General features: G+C 72.3%; 16 protein-coding genes and 1 pseudogene. 11 read left to right on the forward strand and 6 right to left on the reverse strand.

Features of this window, described 5'->3' with window-relative positions:
* The first annotated feature begins 12 nt into the window (after positions 1-12).
* The 3 genes from ABD339_RS03090 (at position 13) to ABD339_RS03100 (ending at position 2716) form a co-directional block, all read left to right on the forward strand.
* Positions 13-1047, forward strand: a complete 1035-nt coding sequence (locus ABD339_RS03090; RefSeq protein WP_344561859.1) for a ketoacyl-ACP synthase III — start codon at positions 13-15, stop codon at positions 1045-1047.
* A 72-nt stretch (positions 1048-1119) separates the two neighbouring features.
* Complete coding sequence (locus ABD339_RS03095; protein ID WP_344561861.1) at positions 1120-1368, forward strand: acyl carrier protein; 249 nt, start codon at positions 1120-1122, stop codon at positions 1366-1368.
* Positions 1369-1450: 82 nt separating this feature from the next.
* The gene (locus ABD339_RS03100) at positions 1451-2716 is read left to right on the forward strand and encodes a beta-ketoacyl-[acyl-carrier-protein] synthase family protein (RefSeq protein WP_344561863.1); all 1266 of its coding nucleotides are present in this window, start codon (positions 1451-1453) and stop codon (positions 2714-2716) included.
* 154 nt (positions 2717-2870) lie between these two features.
* Here ABD339_RS03100 and ABD339_RS03105 read toward each other — a convergent pair whose 3' ends face one another.
* Positions 2871-3776 carry an NAD(P)-dependent oxidoreductase gene (locus tag ABD339_RS03105; protein WP_344561865.1) on the reverse strand — a complete coding sequence of 302 codons (906 nt, stop codon included), beginning with the start codon at positions 3774-3776 and terminating at the stop codon, positions 2871-2873.
* 51 nt (positions 3777-3827) lie between these two features.
* Positions 3828-4322 carry a DUF3145 domain-containing protein gene (locus ABD339_RS03110; protein WP_326690588.1) on the reverse strand — a complete coding sequence of 165 codons (495 nt, stop codon included), beginning with the start codon at positions 4320-4322 and terminating at the stop codon, positions 3828-3830.
* A gap of 296 nt (positions 4323-4618) precedes the next feature.
* Here ABD339_RS03110 and ABD339_RS03115 point away from each other — a divergent pair, with 296 nt between their 5' ends.
* Positions 4619-5578, forward strand: a complete 960-nt coding sequence (locus ABD339_RS03115; protein ID WP_344561868.1) for an SGNH/GDSL hydrolase family protein — start codon at positions 4619-4621, stop codon at positions 5576-5578.
* A gap of 118 nt (positions 5579-5696) precedes the next feature.
* On the opposite strand, the gene ABD339_RS03120 is transcribed toward ABD339_RS03115, so the two are convergent.
* Entirely contained in the window at positions 5697-6125 is a 429-nt protein-coding gene (locus ABD339_RS03120) for an organic hydroperoxide resistance protein (RefSeq protein ID WP_344561870.1), read from the reverse strand.
* Positions 6126-6278: 153 nt separating this feature from the next.
* A complete protein-coding gene (locus tag ABD339_RS03125) occupies positions 6279-7298 on the reverse strand; it encodes an NADP-dependent oxidoreductase (protein WP_344561872.1) in 1020 nt (339 codons plus the stop codon).
* Positions 7299-7384: 86 nt separating this feature from the next.
* On the opposite strand from ABD339_RS03125, the gene ABD339_RS03130 reads away from it, so the two are divergent.
* On the forward strand, positions 7385-7825 hold the full coding sequence (locus tag ABD339_RS03130; RefSeq protein ID WP_344561876.1) for a MarR family winged helix-turn-helix transcriptional regulator: 441 nt from the start codon (positions 7385-7387) through the stop codon (positions 7823-7825).
* Positions 7826-7949: 124 nt separating this feature from the next.
* Here ABD339_RS03130 and ABD339_RS03135 read toward each other — a convergent pair whose 3' ends face one another.
* The gene (locus ABD339_RS03135) at positions 7950-9179 is read right to left on the reverse strand and encodes a PucR-like N-terminal domain-containing protein (RefSeq protein WP_344561878.1); all 1230 of its coding nucleotides are present in this window, start codon (positions 9177-9179) and stop codon (positions 7950-7952) included.
* A 3-nt stretch (positions 9180-9182) separates the two neighbouring features.
* Complete coding sequence (locus ABD339_RS03140) at positions 9183-9503, reverse strand: hypothetical protein (RefSeq protein WP_344562369.1); 321 nt, start codon at positions 9501-9503, stop codon at positions 9183-9185.
* A 318-nt stretch (positions 9504-9821) separates the two neighbouring features.
* Here ABD339_RS03140 and pgfA point away from each other — a divergent pair, with 318 nt between their 5' ends.
* The 6 genes and pseudogenes from pgfA to ABD339_RS03170 form a co-directional block, all read left to right on the forward strand.
* Positions 9822-10805 (forward strand): cell envelope lipid trafficking protein PgfA, encoded by a 984-nt coding sequence (pgfA, locus tag ABD339_RS03145; protein ID WP_344561880.1) that lies wholly within the window; start codon positions 9822-9824, stop codon positions 10803-10805.
* Positions 10806-11311: 506 nt separating this feature from the next.
* The gene (locus ABD339_RS03150; RefSeq protein WP_344561882.1) at positions 11312-12571 is read left to right on the forward strand and encodes a glycosyltransferase family 4 protein; all 1260 of its coding nucleotides are present in this window, start codon (positions 11312-11314) and stop codon (positions 12569-12571) included.
* A 4-nt stretch (positions 12572-12575) separates the two neighbouring features.
* Positions 12576-13304, forward strand: coding sequence for a class I SAM-dependent methyltransferase (locus ABD339_RS03155; protein ID WP_344561884.1), 729 nt, complete (start codon positions 12576-12578; stop codon positions 13302-13304).
* The gene (locus ABD339_RS03160) at positions 13301-17815 is read left to right on the forward strand and encodes an alpha-(1->3)-arabinofuranosyltransferase domain-containing protein (RefSeq protein WP_344561886.1); all 4515 of its coding nucleotides are present in this window, start codon (positions 13301-13303) and stop codon (positions 17813-17815) included. The genes ABD339_RS03155 and ABD339_RS03160 overlap by 4 nt, the downstream gene beginning before the upstream one ends.
* Positions 17812-19395: a condensation protein gene (locus tag ABD339_RS03165; RefSeq protein ID WP_344561887.1), complete on the forward strand. Its 1584-nt coding sequence runs from the start codon at positions 17812-17814 to the stop codon at positions 19393-19395. The genes ABD339_RS03160 and ABD339_RS03165 overlap by 4 nt, the downstream gene beginning before the upstream one ends.
* Positions 19392-20108 (forward strand): annotated as a pseudogene (locus tag ABD339_RS03170) (class I SAM-dependent methyltransferase); the annotation flags it as partial. The gene ABD339_RS03165 and the pseudogene ABD339_RS03170, both read left to right, overlap by 4 nt.
* Positions 20109-20194: the final 86 nt, after the last annotated feature.

Here is a 20194-nt window from a genome sequence, read left to right on the forward strand (position 1 = left end):
AGCCCGAGAAGCATGACCGCGAAGATCAAGCCCGCGCAGGGCTCCCCGTACGCGCGCATTCTCGGCGTCGGCGGATACCGCCCGACCCGCGTCGTACCGAACGAGGAGATTCTCAAGCACATCGACTCCTCCGACGAGTGGATCCGCTCGCGTTCGGGTATCGCCACCCGCCATTGGGCAGGCCCGGAGGAGACCGTCGCGGAGATGACGCTGGAGGCCGCGGGCAAGGCCGTCGCGGACGCCGGGATCACCCCCGGCGAGGTGGGCGCGGTCATCATCTCGACCGTCTCGCACTTCAAGCAGACCCCCGCCGTCGCCACCGAGATCGCCGACCGGATGGGTGCCGGAAAGGCCGCGGCCTTCGACATCAACGCAGGCTGCGCGGGCTTCGGTTACGGCCTCACGCTCGCCAAGAGCCTGGTCGTCGAGGGCAGCGCCGACTACGTCCTGGTCGTGGGCGCCGAGCGGCTCTCGGACCTGACGGACCTGACGGACCGGTCCACCGCCTTCCTGTTCGGCGACGGCGCCGGCGCCGTGATCGTCGGTCCCTCCGACGAGCCGGCCATCGGCCCGGCCATCTGGGGCTCGGAGGGCGACAAGCGGGACGTCATCTCCCAGACCGTGGCCTGGGACGACCTGCGCGTGGACGACGTCTCGCAGCTCCCGCTCGACGCGAGCGGCGGGCTGAAGTTCCCGGCGCTGCGCCAGGAGGGCCAGACGGTCTTCCGGTGGGCCGTCTTCGAGATGGCGAAGGTCGCTCAGCAGGCCCTGGACGCGGCCGGCATAGCGGCGGACGACCTGGACGTCTTCATTCCGCACCAGGCCAACATGCGAATCATCGACTCGATGGTGAAGACCCTCAAACTGCCGGAGCACGTCACCGTGGCCCGTGACGTGGAGACCACCGGCAACACCTCGGCCGCCTCCATCCCCCTGGCGATGGAGCGGCTGCTGGCCACAGGGCAGGCGAAGAGCGGCGACACCGCGCTCCTCATCGGCTTCGGGGCGGGTCTCGCCTACGCCGCGACTGTCGTTACTCTCCCCTAGTCAAGATCCGAGCAGCCCCGCACAAAGAGGTCGGGCGCTGCGGACTCACCGCGAATACGAAGGAGCGCCGCAATGGCCGCCACGCAGGAAGAAATCGTCTCGGGCCTCGCCGAGATCGTCAACGAGATCGCCGGGATCCCCACGGAGGACGTGAAGCTGGAGAAGTCCTTCACGGACGACCTGGACGTGGACTCGCTTTCCATGGTCGAGGTGGTCGTCGCCGCCGAGGAAAAGTTCAACGTGAAGATCCCGGACGACGACGTCAAGAACCTCAAGACCGTCGGCGACGCGACCGACTACATCCTCAACCACCAGAGCTGAGACACCCCCTGAAGCGTTTGTCGCCACCCGGCCAAGGGTGGCCCAAACGGGATCATCCCCTACCAGTGGAGACAGAATTCCAGTGAACGCGACCCCTCACTCCGTGGTCGTCACCGGTATCGGCGCAACCACACCGCTGGGTGGCGACAGCGCATCGACCTGGGAAGGTCTCGTCGCCGGGCGCTCCGGCGTCCGTCTCCTCGAAGAGGAGTGGGCGGCCGACATGCCGGTCCGGATCGCCGCGAGAATCGCCGTCGAGCCGAGCGAGAGCATTCCGCGCGCCCAGGCCAGGAAGCTGGACCGCTCGGCGCAGTTCGCGCTGATCGCGGCCCGTGAGGCTTGGGCCGACGCGGGCTTCACCGCCCGCGCGGGCGAGGACTCCTCCGTCGACCCCGACCGGCTGGGCACCGTGGTGGCATCGGGCATCGGCGGGGTGACCACGCTGCTCGACCAGTACGACATCCTGCGCGAGAAGGGCGTGCGCCGCGTCTCCCCGCACACCGTGCCGATGCTGATGCCGAACAGCCCCTCGGCCAACGTCGGCCTGGAGGTCAACGCGCGTGCCGGGGTGCACACTCCGGTCAGCGCCTGCGCCTCGGGCTCGGAGGCCGTGGGCTACGGGATCGAGATGATCCGTACCGGGCGCGCCGAGGTCGTCGTCGCCGGCGGCACCGAGGCGGCCATCCACCCGCTGCCGGTCGCCGCCTTCGGCAACATGATGGCGATGTCGAAGAACAACGACGACCCGCAAGGCGCCTCCCGCCCCTTCGACACGGCCCGCAACGGGTTCGTGATGGGTGAGGGCGCGGGTGTGATCGTCCTGGAGTCCGCCGAGCACGCCAGGGCGCGCGGCGCGCGGATCTACGCCGAGGCCATCGGCCAGGGCATCTCCGCCGACAGCCACGACATCGTGCAGCCGGAGCCCTCGGGCAACGGCATCGCGCAGGCGCTCCAGAACCTCACGACCAGGACCGGGCTGGACCCGGCCGAGGTGATGCACATCAACGCGCACGCGACCTCGACCCCGCAGGGCGACCTGGCGGAGCTGAAGGCGCTGCGCAAGGTTTTCGGCGACGATGTGGACCACATGGCGATTTCGGCGACCAAGTCGATGACCGGCCATCTGCTGGGCGGCGCCGGTGGCGTCGAGACGGTGGCCACGCTGCTGGCCCTGCGTCACCGCACGGCCCCGCCGACGATCAACATCGAGAATCTCGACCCGGAAGCGGACGCCGACATCGTTCGCGACAAGGCACGCGACCTGCCCGCCGAGGGCACCATCGCGGGGCTGAACAACTCGTTCGGCTTCGGCGGGCACAACGTCGTCCTGGCGTTCCGCACGGTCTGAGTCCTGGCGCGCTCCGCGCGCCGAGCCGGCTCGACGCGCGCCCGGTCTCACCCGGGGCCATGTCGCACCGGATGCTTCACAGGTAAGGGGCGGTCTCTCTGGAGGCCGCCCCTTACCTGTACGCGTTACCGGTGCGCGGCTCCCGGGTGCGGGGCTACGCGGAGCCCCGGGCGTCGCCCGCTCCGTAGTCGGAGCTTTCGAAGCTGGCGAAGTAGGAGGCGATGGCGTCGTCCCGTCCGTGTCCCTGGGCCTCGGCGCGGCGCATCCGTTCGGCGGCGGCCGGGGTCAGGTCGAGCTGGACACCGGCGGTTCTGGCGGCCAGCGAGATCAGCTCGGCGTCCTTGCGCGCACCCGAGAGGGCGAAGCTCGCCTCGTAGGAGCCGTTCAGCAGCATCTGCGCCTTGGCCTGGAGATAGGGCAGATCGAGGGGGCCGCCCGCGACGGCGCCGAGGAAGTCGCGGGGGTCCACGCCCAGCCCCTCGGCCAGCGCGAGCGTCTCGGCGGCGCCGTTGATGACGGTGAGCACCCAGTTGTTGAGCACCAGCTTCAGGCGGCTGGCGCCGCCGGGCTCGGTTGCCACCCGCAGGGTCTTGGCCCCGATGGCGCCGAAGACCCCGGCGGCGGCATCGGCCGCCTCTTGGGGCCCCGCGACCAGGACGGTCAACTTGCCCTGCTCGGCGGGCTCTTTGGTGCCCAGCACGGGCGTGTCCAAGAAGCGCAGCCCATGCCGGCCGGCGAACTCCTCAAGGGGCGGAAGCCCCTCGGGCCCGACGGTGCTCGCCTGTGCCCATACGGCCCCCTCGACGAGCCCGGAGGCCGCCGCGTGCATGGCCGCCAGGACGGAGGGGCTGTCGTAGAGGACGGTGAGGACGACGGCGGCGCCCCGCACGGCCTCGGCGGCGTCGTCGGCGATCCGTACGCCGTCTGCCGCGAGCGGCTCCGCTTTGGCCCGGGTGCGGTTCCAGGCGCGGACGTCGAACCCGGCGGCGGAGAGGTTGCGGGCCATGGCGGCGCCCATGGTGCCGGTGCCGAGCACGGCCACTGAGGTGGTGTCAGACATGCCGGAACGGTATGCGTTCGAGCGCGCTCCAGGGCAAGCGCGGCGCGCGCCTCAGACCACTTGGTGGAGCCACCGCACGGGCGCGCCCTCTCCCGCGTAGCGGAAGGGCTCCAGTTCGTCGTCCCAGGGCTTGCCCAGCAGCTTGGAGATCTCCGCCGCCAGTTCGCTCTCCCCGCGCCCCGCGCGGGCGAGCGCGGCCCGCAGCCGGTCCTCGGGGATGAGGATGTCGCCGTGCATGCCGGTGACCGCGTGGAAGATGCCCAGCTCCGGTGTGGAGCTGTAGCGCTCGCCCTCGGCGGTGGGGCAGGGCTCTGCCGTCACCTCGAAGCGCAGCAGGTGCCAGCCGCGCAGCGCGGAGGCGAGTTTGGAGGCCGTGCCGGGATCGCCCTGCCAGGAGAATTCCGCGCGCCAGGTGCCGGGTGAGGCGGGCTGTCTGATCCAGTCCAGGTTGACGCGGGCGCCCAGCACGCCCGCGACGGCCCATTCGACGTGCGGGCACAGCGCGCGGGGCGCCGAGTGGACGTACAGAACTCCACGTGTCGTCACCGGGACCTCCAGTGCGGTTCGAGCGCCGCCGTGCGGGCCGCCTCGATCACCTTCCGGTCACGCGCCGGATCAGCGCCTGACATTTTGCACCACCGGTCACTTCCCTACCAGCTCCCGAGGTTACGAATAGTAAACACCACTGCGCGCAATTCTCCCCGAAAGGGACAGGATGTGACGCGAGGTAATATTTACCAGCTGTCGCATGCCACGCATCACCGACCAGGCGCAGGCTATCGCGAGGCGACGCACGGCGGGTCACCTACCGTCGGCCCAGGAACGGCGAATCAGGGGGTCGAATGACGGAAAGCCACGACGCGGGGAGCGATCGCCCCAAGCGTCCCCATCCACCCGGCCGAATACGCCTCCGGACGGTCACGATCTTCGCGTTCGCCGCCGTGCTCGTGACCGGGCTCGTACTGGCCCTCACCGTCGGCTCCCCCGGCGGGGGCGGCCCGGAGGACGCACAGCGCGCCAAACCCTCCTCGCGCCCCCATCCGAAGCCGGAACGCGTCTGGGACCGCACTCCCTCCTCCATCGCTGCGGTCGGTGACTCCATCACGCGTGGCTTCGACGCCTGCTCGCTGCTGGCGGACTGCACGAAGGTCTCCTGGGCCACCGGAAGCGATGACGAGGTCAACAGCCTCGCCGGCCGACTGCTGTCCGACCCCCGGGGCAAGAGCTGGAACTACGCGGTCAGCGGCGCCGTCGCCGCCGACCTGCCCGCCCAGATGCGCAAGGCGAGCCGCGTCCGTCCCGGGATGGTGACGGTGATGAGCGGCGCCAATGACGCGTGCCGCCCCAGCGCGGAGCAGATGACGTCCGTCAAGGACTTCCGCGCCGACATCCGCGAGGGGCTGCGCGTCCTGCGCGCCGAGTCGCCCAAGACCCAGGTCTACGTCTCCAGCGTCCCGGATCTGCGGCGGCTGTGGCAGCAGGGCAGGAAGAACCCGATCGGGGAGCGCATCTGGGGGCTGGGGATCTGCCAGTCGATGCTCAAGGACCCGCAGTCGATGAACCAGGCGGCACAAGAGCGCCGCCAGCAGGTCTACGACAGGGTGGTGGACTACAACTCCGTGCTGAAAGAGGAGTGCGCCAAGGACCTGCGCTGCCGCTACGACAACGGTGCGGTCTTCCGCTACCGCTTCACCGCGGCCGAGTTGAGCAACTGGGACTGGTTCCATCCCAGCAAGGAAGGTCAGCGCAGCCTCGCGGAGATGGCCTACCGGCAGATCGTCGCCCAGCGCCCCGCGGGATAGGCACTCGGCGCGGGCCGCGCCCACTGTGGGCGGCGCCTAGGGGTGCCGCCGGGTGGTGGTGGGAGGCGGCCGGTCCTTCGGGGCGCCGTCCACGCGGCGGCACCCCGAAGGACGCGGATCAGACGACGTCGAGCGTGACCTCGATGTTGCCGCGGGTGGCGTTGGAGTACGGGCAGACCTGGTGGGCCTTCTCCAGCAGGTCCTTGGCCGTAGCCGCATCGACGTTCGGAATCTGGGCCTTCAGGGCGACGGTGAGGCCGAAGCCGCCCTCCGGGGTGCTTCCGATGCCGACCTCGGCGGTGACCGTCGAGCCGGAGATGTCCGCGCCCTCCTTGCGGGCGACCACGCCGAGCGCGCCCTGGAAGCAGGCGCTGTACCCGGCCGCGAAGAGCTGCTCCGGGTTGGTGCCGGCGCCGCTGCCGCCCATCGACTTGGGCGGATTGACGACGACATCGAGCTGGCCGTCGTCGCTGGCGACGCGACCGTCACGGCCGTTTTCCGCGGTGGCGACGGCGGTGTACTTGACGTCAATGGGCTGGATTGCCATGTGAACCCTCCTGTTGGTGGCACGGCCGGGGGAACTCGCGCCCGGATTCCCCGCTGGTGCGGTGACAAGCGTATGTGGCGGCTCAGGGGAGGCCGACGGCAGTTCATGTCCGGGCGCCTCTTCTCCACGAGCCGGCTGCGCGCTGCGGCCGGGTCAGTCCGGAAGGGCGACCAGCATCTTGCCGGTGTTCTCGCCCCGCAGCATGCCGAGGAACGCATCGAGCGTGTTCTCGATTCCCTCGGCCTTCGTCTCGTTGTACTTCAGCTCGCCCGAGCGCACCCAGGCCGAGACCTCTTCCACGAACTGCGGCTGGAGGTCGTAGTGGTCGCCCACGAGGAAGCCCTCCACCCGGAAGCGCTTGGCGATGATCTGGGCCAGGTTGCGCGGGGCGGGGGTGGGCTCGGTGGCGTTGTACTGGGAGATCATTCCGCACACCGCGATCCGGCCGTGGAGGTTCATGGCCGAGATGGCGGCCTCCAGGTGCTCTCCGCCCACGTTGTCGAAGTAGACGTCGATGCCGTCCGGGGCGGCCTCCTTGAGCTGGTCCTTGACGGGGCCGTTCTTGTAGTTGAACGCCGCATCGAAGCCGTACTCCTCGGTGAGGAGCTTGACCTTCTCGTCGGAGCCCGCCGAACCGACCACCCGGGAGGCGCCCTTGAGCCTGGCGATCTGGCCGACCTCGCTGCCCACCGCACCGGCCGCCCCGGAGACGAAGACCGCGTCGCCCTCCTTGAAACCGGCGACCCGCAGCAGGCCCGCGTAGGCGGTGAGGCCGGGCATGCCCAGGACGCCGAGGTAGGTGGTGAGCGGGGCCGCCTCGGGATCGACCTTGACGGCGCTGCGCGCGTCGAAGGTCGCGTACTCGCGCCAGCCGAAAAAGTGGAGGACGTGATCCCCCTCCGAGAACCCCTCGGCGCCGGAGGCCAGCACACGGCCCACAGCGGCGCCCAGCATCGGCTTGTTCAGCTTGTACGGCTCGGCGTAGGACTTCGCCGCGCTCATCCTGCCGCGCATGTACGGGTCCACCGAGAGGTACAGGTTCTTCACGAGCACCTCCCCCTCACCCGGCTCGGTGACGGGGGCCTCACGCAGGGCGAAGTTCTTCTCCGGGTCGGGCCAGCCCTCCGGGCGTTCGGTCAGGTGCCATTCGCGCCCAGTGGTCGGCAGCGACATAGTTGATCCTCCTCGATATTGCATCTAATGAAACAACGATGCACATGGATATTTCGTGTTGTCAAGCATTGCGGTACGCTGCTCGCATGGCAGCCGGAATCCGTCCCCCCGACACCCTCACGCGTGAGGTCCTTGAGCTGTTCGGCACAGTGGTCGCGCGCTATCACGCGGAATACGAACTGGCCGCTGCCGAGCACTCGCTGACCGGCGCGCAGGCCCGCGTGCTCGCGCTGCTGGCGCGTGAGCCCACTCCGATGCGGCAGGTGGCGCGGCAGCTCAAGTGCGAGCCGTCGAATGTGACGGGCATAGTCGACCGGCTGGAGTCGCGGGGCCTGGTCGAGCGAAGAGCCGACCCGGCCGACCGGAGAGTCAAGGTCGCCGCCGCCACCGAGGAGGGCCGCGCCACCGCCGCGCAGCTGCGCGGCGGGCTGGATTTCGCGGACGAGCCGCTGGCCGAGCTGACGCCCGTCGAACGGACCTTGCTGCGAGACCTGCTCCAGCGCATGCTCGGCGAACACACGGAATAACGACCGAATGCTGCGAGTGGCACCTGCGCCGGACGCCGCTCATCCCGGACCGCCGGACGCCACTCGTACCCGCCCGCCTACGGTCCCCTCCCCCAGCCTCCCGGCGCCGGCATCCGGGCTCCGGTCACCGGGCTTCCAGCTCCCCGCGCAGCCGCATCGAGCGCAGCACGAGTTCCAGCTCGAAGCGGCTGTCCGGATCGTCGATGTCGTCCCCCCACAGTTCGCGTATCTGCCGCAGCCGGTAGCGCACCGTCTGCGGGTGCACGCCGAGACGGCCGGCCACCTCCGGGGCGCCGCCACGGGTCTCCAGCCAGGCCAGCAGGGTCTCCGCCAGGCGGCGGCTGTGGGTGGGCCCGCACTCGTCCAGGGGCGCGAGCCTGCGACGGGTGAGCCCGGCGATCAGTTCCTCGGGCGGCAGCAGGACGAGCGCCTCGGTGTGGTCGGTGCAGTGGAGCAGTTCCCCGTGGGGCAGCAGGCCGCGCTCCATCAGCCCGACGGCCGATTGGGCCCAGCGCAGCGACTTCACGGCATCGGCGAGCGGCACCGGCGGCCCGAGCGCCCCCGCCCATCCGGCCACCGCCCTGCGCAGCAGCTCGGGTCTGCCGGGTGCCTCGGGCTCGGGGACGACCATGCGGGGCTGCTCGCAGTCCATGTCGAGCAGCACCTCCTCCCCCACCGCGGGCGGCACCGCCGAGCGCGCGGGGCGCACCAGCACGGCGACGGCCACGGTGCGCGGCACCCGCCAGCCGATCCGCGCCGCACGGTCGGCGAGCAGGTCGGCGGGTTCGCCGGAGCCGCGGTGTTGAGGGTGTTCGGACAGCAGCAGGTCCAACAGCCGGCGCTGGAGGCGCAGCCGCTCGCCCGCCTGACGTGCGGCGGCCTCCGCGTAGCCGCGTACCGACTCGGCGACCAGCCCGTCCAGGTACTGGAAGCCGGATTCGGCCAGTTCGTACATGGCGGGCGGCGGGATCTCCAGGTGTGTGCCGATCTCGGCGAGCCGGCGCCAGGCCAGCCGGATGCCGAGCCGGTAGACGGCCTGGAGGGAGTCGAGGGTGCGGCCCTGGAGGACCTCGCCCCGGCCGAACTCCTGGAAGACCCGCGGAGGCACGTGCGGGCTCTCCAGGCCCGTGGCCAGGTGGTCGACGAAGTGTTCCAGGGCGCGCCGGATACCGATCAGCGCCATGGGCTCGCCGGACTCGTCCAGGACGAGGGACAGGGCCGGATACTCGCGCCGGATGGCGTCGAGGATGTCCTGGGCGAGCACGGGCACCTCGGCCATCGCCCGCTCGGCGAACTTCCGTACGCGGGGCGGCGGTACGTCCTGCCAGGCCGAGCGCGCGGGCGCGGCTCTCACGAGTCAGTCTCCCGGCGCCGAGGCCGGGGCGGAGGAGGCGGCGGGTCCGGCGCCGGAGTCGGAGCCCGGGTCGGAGCCCGCGCCCGGGTCGGTGTCGGTGTCGGAGCCCGCGTCGCCGGTTGCGGTGGAGTCGTTCGGGGAGGCCGAGGGCAGCGCCGAGGAGCCGAGGCCGGGGATCTCCTGCGGGGAGGAGTGGAAGTGCACGAGCGGCACGTTGGGCTGGTCGGGGGTGGCGTCGAGTGCGGCGACTATGCCGAAGCCCGCACCCACGGCGAGACCGGCGGCGACCGCACTGGTGAGCGCGGCGGCGAGGAATCTGTGCATGGCGGAGGCGAACCTCTCTTCGTCGGTGCCGCGGTGCCTGTGAGAGCCGTGAGCACACGCGACGGCTCGGTACGACGGCCCCGCCCCCGGAGCCCAACCCCTCTTGAGTTGCTGAGTGTCGGGAAGCATTGACGCCGTGTCAAGGGACGGCCTACGGTTTCCGGCCCATACGGACCTCCAGCCGAGCTTCCGTGTCACGCCCCAACACTTCACCGGCCTCCCTCGGCCCTTCCTCGCACGTGCACTTCCCCGTCGCAGCGCCGTACCTGCCGCAGGGTCGCCTGGCGCGCAGGTCAAGACCACTCCGGAGTGCCCACCATGCGCCGTACTGCCTCGCCGCCCGCCCTGGCCTTGCTGGGTCTGGGCGTCTTCCTGCTCGTGCTCGCGCCGATGCTCACCTGGTACGTCGGACCACACGCCGAGCGCACTCCCACCGATGTGAACGTGACCTCGGTGTTCAAGGGCCAGGGGAAGTACTTCGACCAGCAGAAGCTGAAGACCAGGAGCGGCCAGGAACTCACCGTCACCCGGCGGGTGCTGGGGGACGTCGCGGCGAGCGAGAAGACCGGGCGGGCCGTGTGGAACGTCTCCCAGACCATCGACAACCCCAGGACCGCCGAACTGGATGATCCCCGCAAGTCCTTCCAGTGGACGACGGAGCGCTGGGTGACCGACCGCAGGACCAACAAGCCGGTCGCCTGCTGCGGCTCCAAGCCGGCGCACTTCAGCGGCGAGGCGTATCTGAAGTGGCCCTTCGGCGTGGCGAAGCGCGACTACACCTGGTGGGACAGCACGCTGGGCGGCGCCGTTCCGCTGCACTACAAGGGCAGGGCGAAGGTGCGCGGATACGAGGGGCTGCGCTTCACCGGCACGGTCGGGCCGACCCGCGCGGGGACTCGTCAGGTGCCGGGGGCCCTGGTGGACAGGCCGAAGAGCGCGCAGGTCAACGCCGAGGAGTGGTACGCGAATTCGGGCCTGGACTTCATCGTGGACGAGCGCACCGGCCGCATCCTGTACGCCGCCACCGGACCCCGGATGACGCTGCGCGCGCCCGGCGGCAAGAGTGACAAGGTGACGCTGCTGGAGAGCCGGAAGCTGGCCTTCACCAAGAAGACGCGGCAGGATGCCGTGGATTTCGCCGAGGACGACAACGCCCGGCTGCGGATGGTGGGCACCGTCGCGCCCCTCGGCGCGGTCTCGGCGGGCGCGGTGTGCGGCGTGGCGGGAGCCGTACTGGTCATCAGGGGGCGCCGCCTCCGCCGGACGCCGCCGGGAATGTCAAGGCATCCGGTCGGAGCCTGAGCGGAGCCCGCGGCCCGGCCCGAGCCCACCGGATGCCTTGCCGTTCCCGGCGGCGGAGAGTGTGCCCGGGGCACGTGCGCGCGGGCGGATGCCCGGCACGCACGGCCATTGCGTCCCACGCGTGCGTGAACACCTCGTGGAGCGCGAAGTGATGAGGCGTCAGCCGCATGCGGGGCCAAAATTGTCACCCCGGTGAGTAGCCACCCGTGAACGCGGCGGCGAACACTGAGCCATCCGACGCATACCGCCCCCGCACGGCCCGGCACCCTCAGCGGACTGCCCCCGCACACCCTGAACGCACGGCCCCACGCCGCGTTCGCACGGATCCGCGCCGCCTCCGCACCACCTCGTACACCCCGCACCACCTCGTACACCCCGCTCTGCCTCGTGCGCCGCGTACGCCCCCGCACACCCCGTACGTCCAGTACCGCCTCGCACGACCCGCACCACTCGGCAGTACCCACAAGGCCGGCCCGTACCGCACCCTGAGACGAGTTGGAGCACCTATGCCCCAGCACGTACGACCCTCCCTGGTCCCCCCACACGGCACGCGCGCCACCCTCGCTCCCGCCTCCCCCACCGGGCAGGGCGCCGGCCACGGCACCGCCTCCGGCGGGCAGCGCGTCACCGATCCAGGGTCCCCGCGCCGCATCGTGTTCCTCGCGCGGCGTGATCTCGGCAATCCGGCGGCCGGCGGCTCCGAGCTGCTGATCGACCGGATAGCCGAAGGGCTCACCTCCTACGGCCATCAGGTCACCCTCCTGTGCGGCGGCCCCACCGCCCGCCGCGGCTACCGGGTCGTGTCGGCCGGCGGGGACGCCGCGCACTTCCTGCGGGCCCGCCGCGCCCTCGCCCGCCAGGTCGGCGCCTGCGACCTGCTGGTGGAGGTCTGCAACGGCATGCCGTACCTGGCGCCGCTGTGGCACCGGGGGCCCACCCTGTGCTTCGTCAACCATGTGCACACCGACCTGTGGCGGATGCGCTATCCGGACCCCGCCGCGCGCCTGGGGCGCCGGCTCGAACACTGGGCGCTGGCCCACAACCACCGCGCCAACCTCAAAGTGGCGGTATCCGGTTCGACGGCGCGGGCGCTCGGCGCGCTGGGCGTGCCCGCCGAGGAGATCCGTGTCGTCCACAACGGCGTCGAGGAGCCCGGGCCGCCGGTGGCCAGGTCGCCCGAGCCGCTGTTCCTGGCGATGGGACGGCTGGTGGAGTACAAGCGCATCGATCTGCTGCTGCGCCTGTGGGAGCGGGTCAGGCCGGTCACCGGCGGCCGGCTGGTCATCGTGGGCGACGGGCCCGAACGGCGCGCTCTGGAGGCCGTGGCGGGCCCCTCGGTCACCTTCACGGGCCACATCGGCGAGGGCGAGAAGCACCGGCTGCTGTGCCGCTCCTGGCTGCTGCTGCACCCCTCCCTGGTGGAGGGGTGGGGGCTGGTCGTGACGGAGGCGGCGGCGCGCGGCACGCCCGCGATCGGCTTCGACATTCCCGGGCTGCGCGACTCCGTCGAGGACGGCGTCACCGGGGTGCTGGCGCGCGGCGAGAGCGCGTTCGCGGCCCACTGGTGCGCGCTGGCGCTCTGCGCCGAGCGCCGTCTGGCGCTCGGCGGCGCGGGCCGGCGCCGGGCCGCCCGCTTCCGATGGGCGGACACGGTGCGCGGCTTCCGTTCCGTGGCCGCCGAGGCGTACGCGCGGTCCACGGCGTCCCGGCAGCTGCCCGCCGTGTCCCCTGCCGCCGCGCGGCCGGCCCCCGCCGGGCGGTGGTAGGGCCGTGCGGGATCCTTCCCTGCGAAGATCGGTCGCCCTCTTCCGCGCCTTCCTGCGGGAGCGGAGCGACCCCGCGTACTGCTACGGCCTGTTGGCGCGCGACTCGGCGGAGCAGGTGGAGCGGTATGTTCCGGTCAAGGGCAGCACGGTCGTGGATGTCGGCGGCGGCAGCGGGCACTTCACCGAGGAGTTCCGCCGCCGGGGGGCGCACGCCTATCTGTTCGAGCCCGATCCGCGCGAGCTGTACGCGCAGGGGCGGCCTCCGGAGGGTGCCGTTCTCGCCGACGGCTATCTGCTGCCGCTGGCCGACGGCACGGCGGATGTCTGCTTTTCCTCCAACGTGCTGGAGCACGTGGCCGATCCGCAGACGTTCTTGTCGGAGATGATCCGCGTCACCCGCCCCGGCGGGCTGATCTACGTCGCGTTCACCAACTGGTATTCGCCCTGGGGCGGCCACGAGACGGGGCCCTGGCACTACGTGGGCGCCGCCCGGGCCCGTGCCCGCTATCAGCGGCGTACGGGGCGCGCGGCCAAGCACACGCTGGGCGAGAACCTGTTCGCCGTGCACATCGGCACCACCCTGCGCCAGGTGCGCGCCCGGCACGATGTGGAGCTCGTCTCGGCCCGCTCCCGCTACTGGCCGTTCCTCGCGGGCGCCGTCACCCGCGTGCCCGGATTGCGCGAGTTCGCCACCTGGAACCTCCTCCTCATCCTCCGGCGGTGTCCCTCATGACCACGACCGTCCAGGCACCACCCCAGGCTCCGGCGCCGGCCCCGGGGCCCGTCCCTCCGGCGGAACGGCCGTGGGGGCGCCGCCCGTTGTTCGGATTCTGGGCGGTCGTCTTCGTGGCCTTCCTGGCCACGTCGCCGGGGAAGATGACGTTCGAGACCAAGCTCGGGGTCGCCGCCGACCCCTGGCAGTTCCTGGGCGATCTGGGGCAGCTGTGGCACGACCGGGGCGGGTTCGGCGGGATCGCGGACCAGTACGCCGGCTATCTGTTCCCCGCGCTGCCCTACTACGGGCTGACCGACCTGCTCCACATACCGGCCTGGGCGGCCGAACGCCTGTGGATGTCGCTGATCGTGGCCGCCGCGTTCTGGGGGGCGCTGCGGCTGGCCGAACGGCTCGGCCCCGGCACCCGGAACACCCGGCTGCCGGCCGCCGCCTGCTACGCGCTGTGGCCCGCCTGGAGCGCCGTCATCGGCTCCACCTCGGCCGCGGCCCTGCCGGGTGCCGTGCTGCCCTGGGTGCTGCTGCCGCTCACCCTGGCCGGCCGGGCCACGGCCACGCCCCGGGTGGCGGCGGCCCGCTCGGCGCTGCTCATCCCGTTCATGGGCGGGGTCAACGCCGCCTCCACGCTGGCGGCGCTGTTGCCCGCCCTGCTGTACGTGCTCACCCGTACCGGCCGCCGTCGCCGCACCCTGCTCGCCTGGTGGCTGCCGGGAGTGCTGCTGGCGACCCTCTGGTGGTACGTCCCGCTGCTGCTTCTGGGCGCGTACGGCGAGGACTTCATGCCGTACGTGGAAAGCGCGCTGACGACCACCGACACCATGTCCGCGACCGAGATGCTGCGCGGCGCCGGAAACTGGACCGGCTACCTCCACTTCGGCGAGCCCTGGCTGCCCGCCGGATGGACGGTCGCGGCAAGCCGGCCGGCCATCCTGAGCGGCGCCTTCGCCGCCGCGCTGGGGCTGGCCGGGCTCGCGCGCCGCGACCTGCCGGAGCGGCGCTGGCTGGTGCTGACGGTCCTCACCGTCAGCGGGGTGATGCTCGCCGGGTACGCGGGCTCGCTGGGCGCCCCGTTCGCCGGTCCCGTGCAGGGCTGGCTGGACGGCTGGCTGCGCCCCTTCCGGAACATCTACAAGTTCCAGCCCGGCCTCGCCCTCGCCCTCGCCTTCGGACTGGCCCAGCTGACCGGTGTGGCCGTCAGCACACGCGGCACGCGACCGCTGCCGGGGCGCGCGCTGCTGCCGTGGGCCGCCGCGCTGGCCGTGCTGCCGGGGTTGTGCCTGCCCTATGCGAACGGTGACATCCTCCAGCCCGGCGCGTTCAGGAAACTGCCCCGGCACTGGGAACAGACGGCCGACTGGCTGCGGGAGCACTCCCCGCACACCCGTGCCTATGTCACCCCGGCCACCGCGCACGGCCTCTACACCTGGGGCTCGCCCATCGACCAGCCGCTCGACGTACTCGCCAAGTCCCCCTGGGCGCAGCGCGATTACGTGCCCTTCGGTACGCCCGGCAACCGCAGGGCCACCGACGCGGTCGAACAGGCGCTCATGAGCGGCGGCCGGGTCCCGGGGCTCGCGGACTTCCTGGCCCGCGCCGGGCTCTACGACGTCGTCGTACGCAACGATCTGGACCCGGACCAACTCGGCTACGTACCGCCGCAGACCGTGAAGCGAACTCTTGAAGCATCCGGTTACCGAAAAGTGAAGTCCTTCGGCCCCCAGCTGACCGGAGGCCGCATCCCCGAGGGCACCCCGCTCCAGGTCGCCGGTTTCTACCCGCGCCAGCGGGCCGTGGAGATCTACGAGCCGAGCGGCACCGCACGCCCCAAGGCCGTCGCCCTCAAGCCCGTCTCGGGCACCGCACAGGTCAGCGGCGGCCCCGAGGCGCTGCTCCCGCTCGCGGGGGACGCCCGGGTCAAGGACCGGCCCGCCGTGCTGACCGGGGACCACCACCCAGGCGTCGGCACCCCGCGCCTCCAGGTCTCCGGCGACGGGCTGCGCCGCGCCGACACCCGCTTCGGCCTGGTCAACACCAACACCTCGTACACCTACACGGCGAACGAGAAGAACCATCCGGGCAGCGTCCAGAACCCCGGCGAGCAGCCGAAGCAGATCCTGCCGACCACGGGAGCGGGCCACCAGACCACATCGGTACTGCGCGGCGCCCGCTCCGTGACGGCGTCCAGCAGCGGCAACTGGCTCTTCCACCTGCCGCAGTTCGAGCCCGTGGGCGCCTTCGACGGGAATCCGGACACCGCGTGGGCCGAGGGCTCGGCGGGCGACCCGGAAGGGCAGTGGATCAAGGCCGACTTCAAGGGCACCGTCAGCCTCCCCTCCTCGATCGAGCTGACGCCCCTGCCGGGGGACGCCACCCGCGCCGCACCGACCCGGGTGAAGGTCGAGACGGACCGCGGCAGCGCCTCCGGTTTTCTCCAGCCGGATGGTACGAGACAGCAGGTCAAGGCGCCCGAGGGAGCCGCGCACTGGCTGAAGCTGACCATCACCGAGGCGCAGACCCCGCGCGCCGGGCTTTCGGGTGCCGGATTCTCCGAGATCAGCGTTCCGCACCTCCAGGTGACCAGGCTGCTGAAGCTCCCACCGGATGCCGAGCGAACCGGCGCCGGCAGCGAACTGTTCTCCCTGCACCGGGGCAGCGATCCCGGCGGCCTCTCGCCGGTCTCCGCCGAGGTGGGCCTGCACCGCGAGTTCACCACCGCCGACAGCGGCGGCTACGACGTACGCGCCCGCGCACTGCCCGTGCCGGGCGCCGAACTGGACCGGCTGCTGGACGAGGCGGCGCCCGGATCCCGCGACAGGATCACCGCCTCGGCCGACTCCACGGCCAAGACCGGCACTTCGCTGAGCGCACGCAATCTGGTGGACGGCAATCTCTCGACGGCCTGGATCGCCGGGGACAAGCCGACCATCCGGTTGAGCTGGCCGAAGAAGAAGAGGATCGGGGAAATCGTGCTGGCCCCGGCGGGCGGCATCTCCGCCGCGGCGCAGGAGATCCGCATCAGCTCACCGGATGGTGCGGCATCCGCCGGTGTGGACAAGAACGGGCAGGCCCGTTTCGAGCCGATCACCACGGACGAGATCACCATCACGGTGACCCGTACGAAGCCGATGACGGTGCACAACCCCGTCGCCGGCCGGGAACTCCAGCTGCCCGTCGGCCTCAACGAGGTCTACCTGCCTGCCCTGGACGAGTACCGCGTCCCCGCCCCCGGCCCCGAGCAGACCTTCGAACTGCCCTGCGGCAAGGGCCCGATGCTGGCCGTGGACGGCACCCTCCACGCCACCAGGGCGGCAGGCGAGGTCCGCGACCTGACCGAACGCCGCCCCATCGACGTCGAACTGTGCGCGGGCGAGGCCGAGGACGGCAGCCTCGAACTGGATGCCGGCCCCCACACCGTGGAAGCGGGCGACATCGGCCCGCTGGCGCTCACCGATGTGACGCTGGGCAGCGGGGACGAGGGCAGTGCCGCCCCCGCCTCGTCCGGCGAGGAGACCGCGGCCTCGTCCGGGAGAGAGGCCGCCGCCCCGGGCAAGGCGGCGCGCGACCGGCACAGCCTCGCCCGCGACTGGGCGGGCGACTCGCGCACCGTCGAGGTCGGGGGCGGGCCCGCCGCGTACCTCCAGACGCACGAGAACGCCAACGAAGGCTGGCGCGCCACTCTCAACGGCAAGGAACTAGCCCCGCTACGGCTCGACGGCTGGCAGCAGGGCTTCCTCGTCCCGGAAGGTGAAAAGGGCACGGTCAAGCTGGAGTACGAGCCCGCCACCTGGTACAAGGCGGGGCTCGTCGCCGGTGGCCTCGGCATCGCCGCGCTGCTCGGACTGGCCTTCATCCGGCCGCGCCGTGGCTCCCCGCCGGGTGACCGGGAGGAGATACCGCCGCCCGGCTGGGTGCTGGGCACCGTCGCGCTCACCCTGGTGACCGCACTGGTGGCCGGACCGTACGCGCTGATCGTGCCCGCGCTGGCGGTGCTCGCCCGGTTCAGGCCGTGGGTGCTGGTGCCGCTGGCGCTGGCCGGCATGGCGGCAGCGGGGGTGCTGGCCGCCGTCGGCGCGGGATCCGCCCCCGGCCAGGGCCAGGGCGCCTTCAGCCATGTGGCGCAGGCCCTCGCCCTGCTGGCGCTGGCCGCGGCACTGGTCACGCCGCCCGCGCGGTGGCCGGGCCGCGGACGCGGACCCGCGCCGGACCCTGAGCCCGCGGGCGCACCCGCCGCACCGGTATCCGGGCCCCACCCGCCGGAGTCCGGCCCGCCAGGAACTGAATCCGGCCCTCCGGGGCCCTGGTTCAGTCCTGTGCGGCCCGCTTCCGGCCCTCCGGAGTCCGGGCAGCCGCAGCGTCCCGCGTATCCGCCCGAGGCCCCCACGGCGCCGCTGCCGCCTGTACCGCCGGGCGCGTCCCCGCCTCCGGCGGGCCCCTCCCCCGAGGGCGCCACGCCGCCCCTGAGCAGGCGCCACGGCCACCGTCAGGACCGAGGGGAGGAGCGCACCCCATGACAGCACCGCACAAAGGCGCGGGGCACGCGACAGGCCGGGCGGGTACCGCGTCCGCGGGCTCCGGTTCGCGGGAACCGGAGCATCGCATCCCGTTTCCGCTCGTGGACGAGATCACGCGGCACTGTCTGGACGAGGACGAGCCAGAGACCGTGCATGTCGAGATCCATCTGCCCACCCGGCCCGACACCGGCCGGCTGCGGGCCGCGTTCGGCGAGGCGATGCGGCGGCACCCGCGCGTCCTGATGCGGCAGGCGCCCTCGCGGTGGTGGCGGTCGCGCTACGAGTGGGTGCTGACCGGTGCGCCGGACCGGGATCCGGTCACCTGTCCCGGCGGCACCCTGGAGGAGGCCAGGCGGCGGGCCCTGCTGGACTGCCCGCCGCTGGATGCCTCACCGCCGTTCCGTGTCGAGGTGATCGAGCACCAGGGCCGCTGGGTGCTCCTGGTCACCATCAACCACACCGCGCTCGACGGCCCCGCCTGTCTGCGGGTGGTGGCCACGGCTGCCGAGCTGTACGGAGGCGCCGACAACTCCCCGGCCCCGCCGCCCGTGCGGGCCCCGGCACCGGGCACGCGTGCGGCCGGACGCCCAGGTGGCGGTCAGCGGCAGCCGGAGGGATCGCCACCGGTCCGGACGCGCCCGGCACGCGTGGCCGCCGACACGCTTCATCCGGACGTCCCCGGCAACGGCATGCTGATCGCCGACCTGCCGGTGCCCGCGCGCCCCCCGCGTACGCCGGGCCAGCCGGCCCCATACACCGTCAACGACCAGCTCCTGGTGGCGACCTGGCTGATGGTCGCGCGCTGGAACAGGGCCCACGAGGCGCCCCGGCGGCCGGTGCGCGTCACCATGCCGGTGGACGACCGGCCGCGTACGGCGGACATGCCCATCGGCAACGGCACCCGGCTGGTCGAGGTCGCCTTCGGCCCGGAGGAGCGCGAACTGTACGAGGCGCTCACCGGCCCCGGCACCCTCGGCCGCCAGGTGCCCGGCCGACGGGAGACCGAGCAGCATCCGGACGGCGGACAGGAAATCACGCTGCATCCGGTCAGCAGGCGGGCGATCGACCGGATGCTGCGCGCGACCGCCGTCCGTACGCGCGCGCTCAAAGCGGCGGACCGGCCCCAACTGGGCTTCAGCGGCGGCCTGCTGACGGCCCCCGTGCTGCCCGTGGGCGTCCGCGCTGCGGGCATCAGGGCGCTGCGCCGGGCCGCCGGGCCGTGGGCGTCGAGCACGCTGCTGTCCAACATCGGCCGCGTTCCCTACCCACTCGACTTCGGGGACGCGGGGCGCGCCGAGGCCGTGTGGTTCTCCGCACCCGCCAAGATGCCGCGCGGCCTGTCGGTGACGACCGTCTCGACCGGCGGGCGGCTCCAGTTGGCGCTGCGCTGGTCGCACGCCCGGCTGGACGACCAGGCAGGCGCACGCCTCGGCGCACTCTTCGCCGACGCACTGGCCGCCACCTCGTACGCGCCCGCGCACCGGCCGCCAGAGGCGCGGCAACCCACCGGGAACGGCCCGTACGGGACACCCGAGCCGACCGGGAACGGCCCGCACGAGCAGGAGGGTGACCCCGCATGAGCCGTACGGCCACCGAGCCGCCCAGCAGCCTCCAGCAGCTCTACGAGGACCCGGCCACCCCCGTCGCCTCGGGACCCGAGCGCTCACGGCGCCAGGCGGCCATCCTGGCGCTGGCCCTGGGCGAGACACCCTCGACCATCGTGGACATCGGCTGCGGCGACGGTACGGCGGCGGCCACCGCCTCCGGCGCGCTGGCCCGGCACCGTCTCATCGGAGTCGACTGGTCCCAGGACGCGCTGCGCCGCGCCTCCGCCCATCTGACCGCCGTACGGGGCGAACTCTCCCCTCCCGGCCTGCCGTTCGCGACCGGATCGGCGGACGCCGCGCTCTTCTCGGAGGTGATCGAGCATCTCGTCGATCCGGATGCCGCTCTGGACGAGCTGCACCGGATACTCCGTCCCGGCGGCCATCTGCTGCTCTCCACCCCGAACCTGGCCGCCTGGTACAACCGCGCGCTGCTGCTGTTCGGCACCCAGCCGGTCTTCTCGGAGGTGTCGCTGCGCGGGATTCACGGCCGTCCCGGCTCCCAGGTGGTCGGCCACCTGCGGCTGTTCACCGCGCGCGCCCTGCGCTCACTGCTCCCGGCGGCCGGCTTCCGGGTCCTGCGCATCACCGGAGCGCCGTATCACGATGTCCCGCGCCCCCTGCGGCCACTGGACCGGGCCGCCTGCCATGTGCCCTCCCTCGCCTCGATCCTGCTGGTGCACGCACAAGCGGTACACGAGCCCTCACGCATGGGGCGCGAGCCTCAGCGGACGGCGCGCGGGCCCTCACGAGCGCCGTACGAGCCACCGCGCAC

Source organism: Streptomyces axinellae, assembly GCF_039532135.1.
Lineage (GTDB): Bacteria > Actinomycetota > Actinomycetes > Streptomycetales > Streptomycetaceae > Streptomyces > Streptomyces axinellae.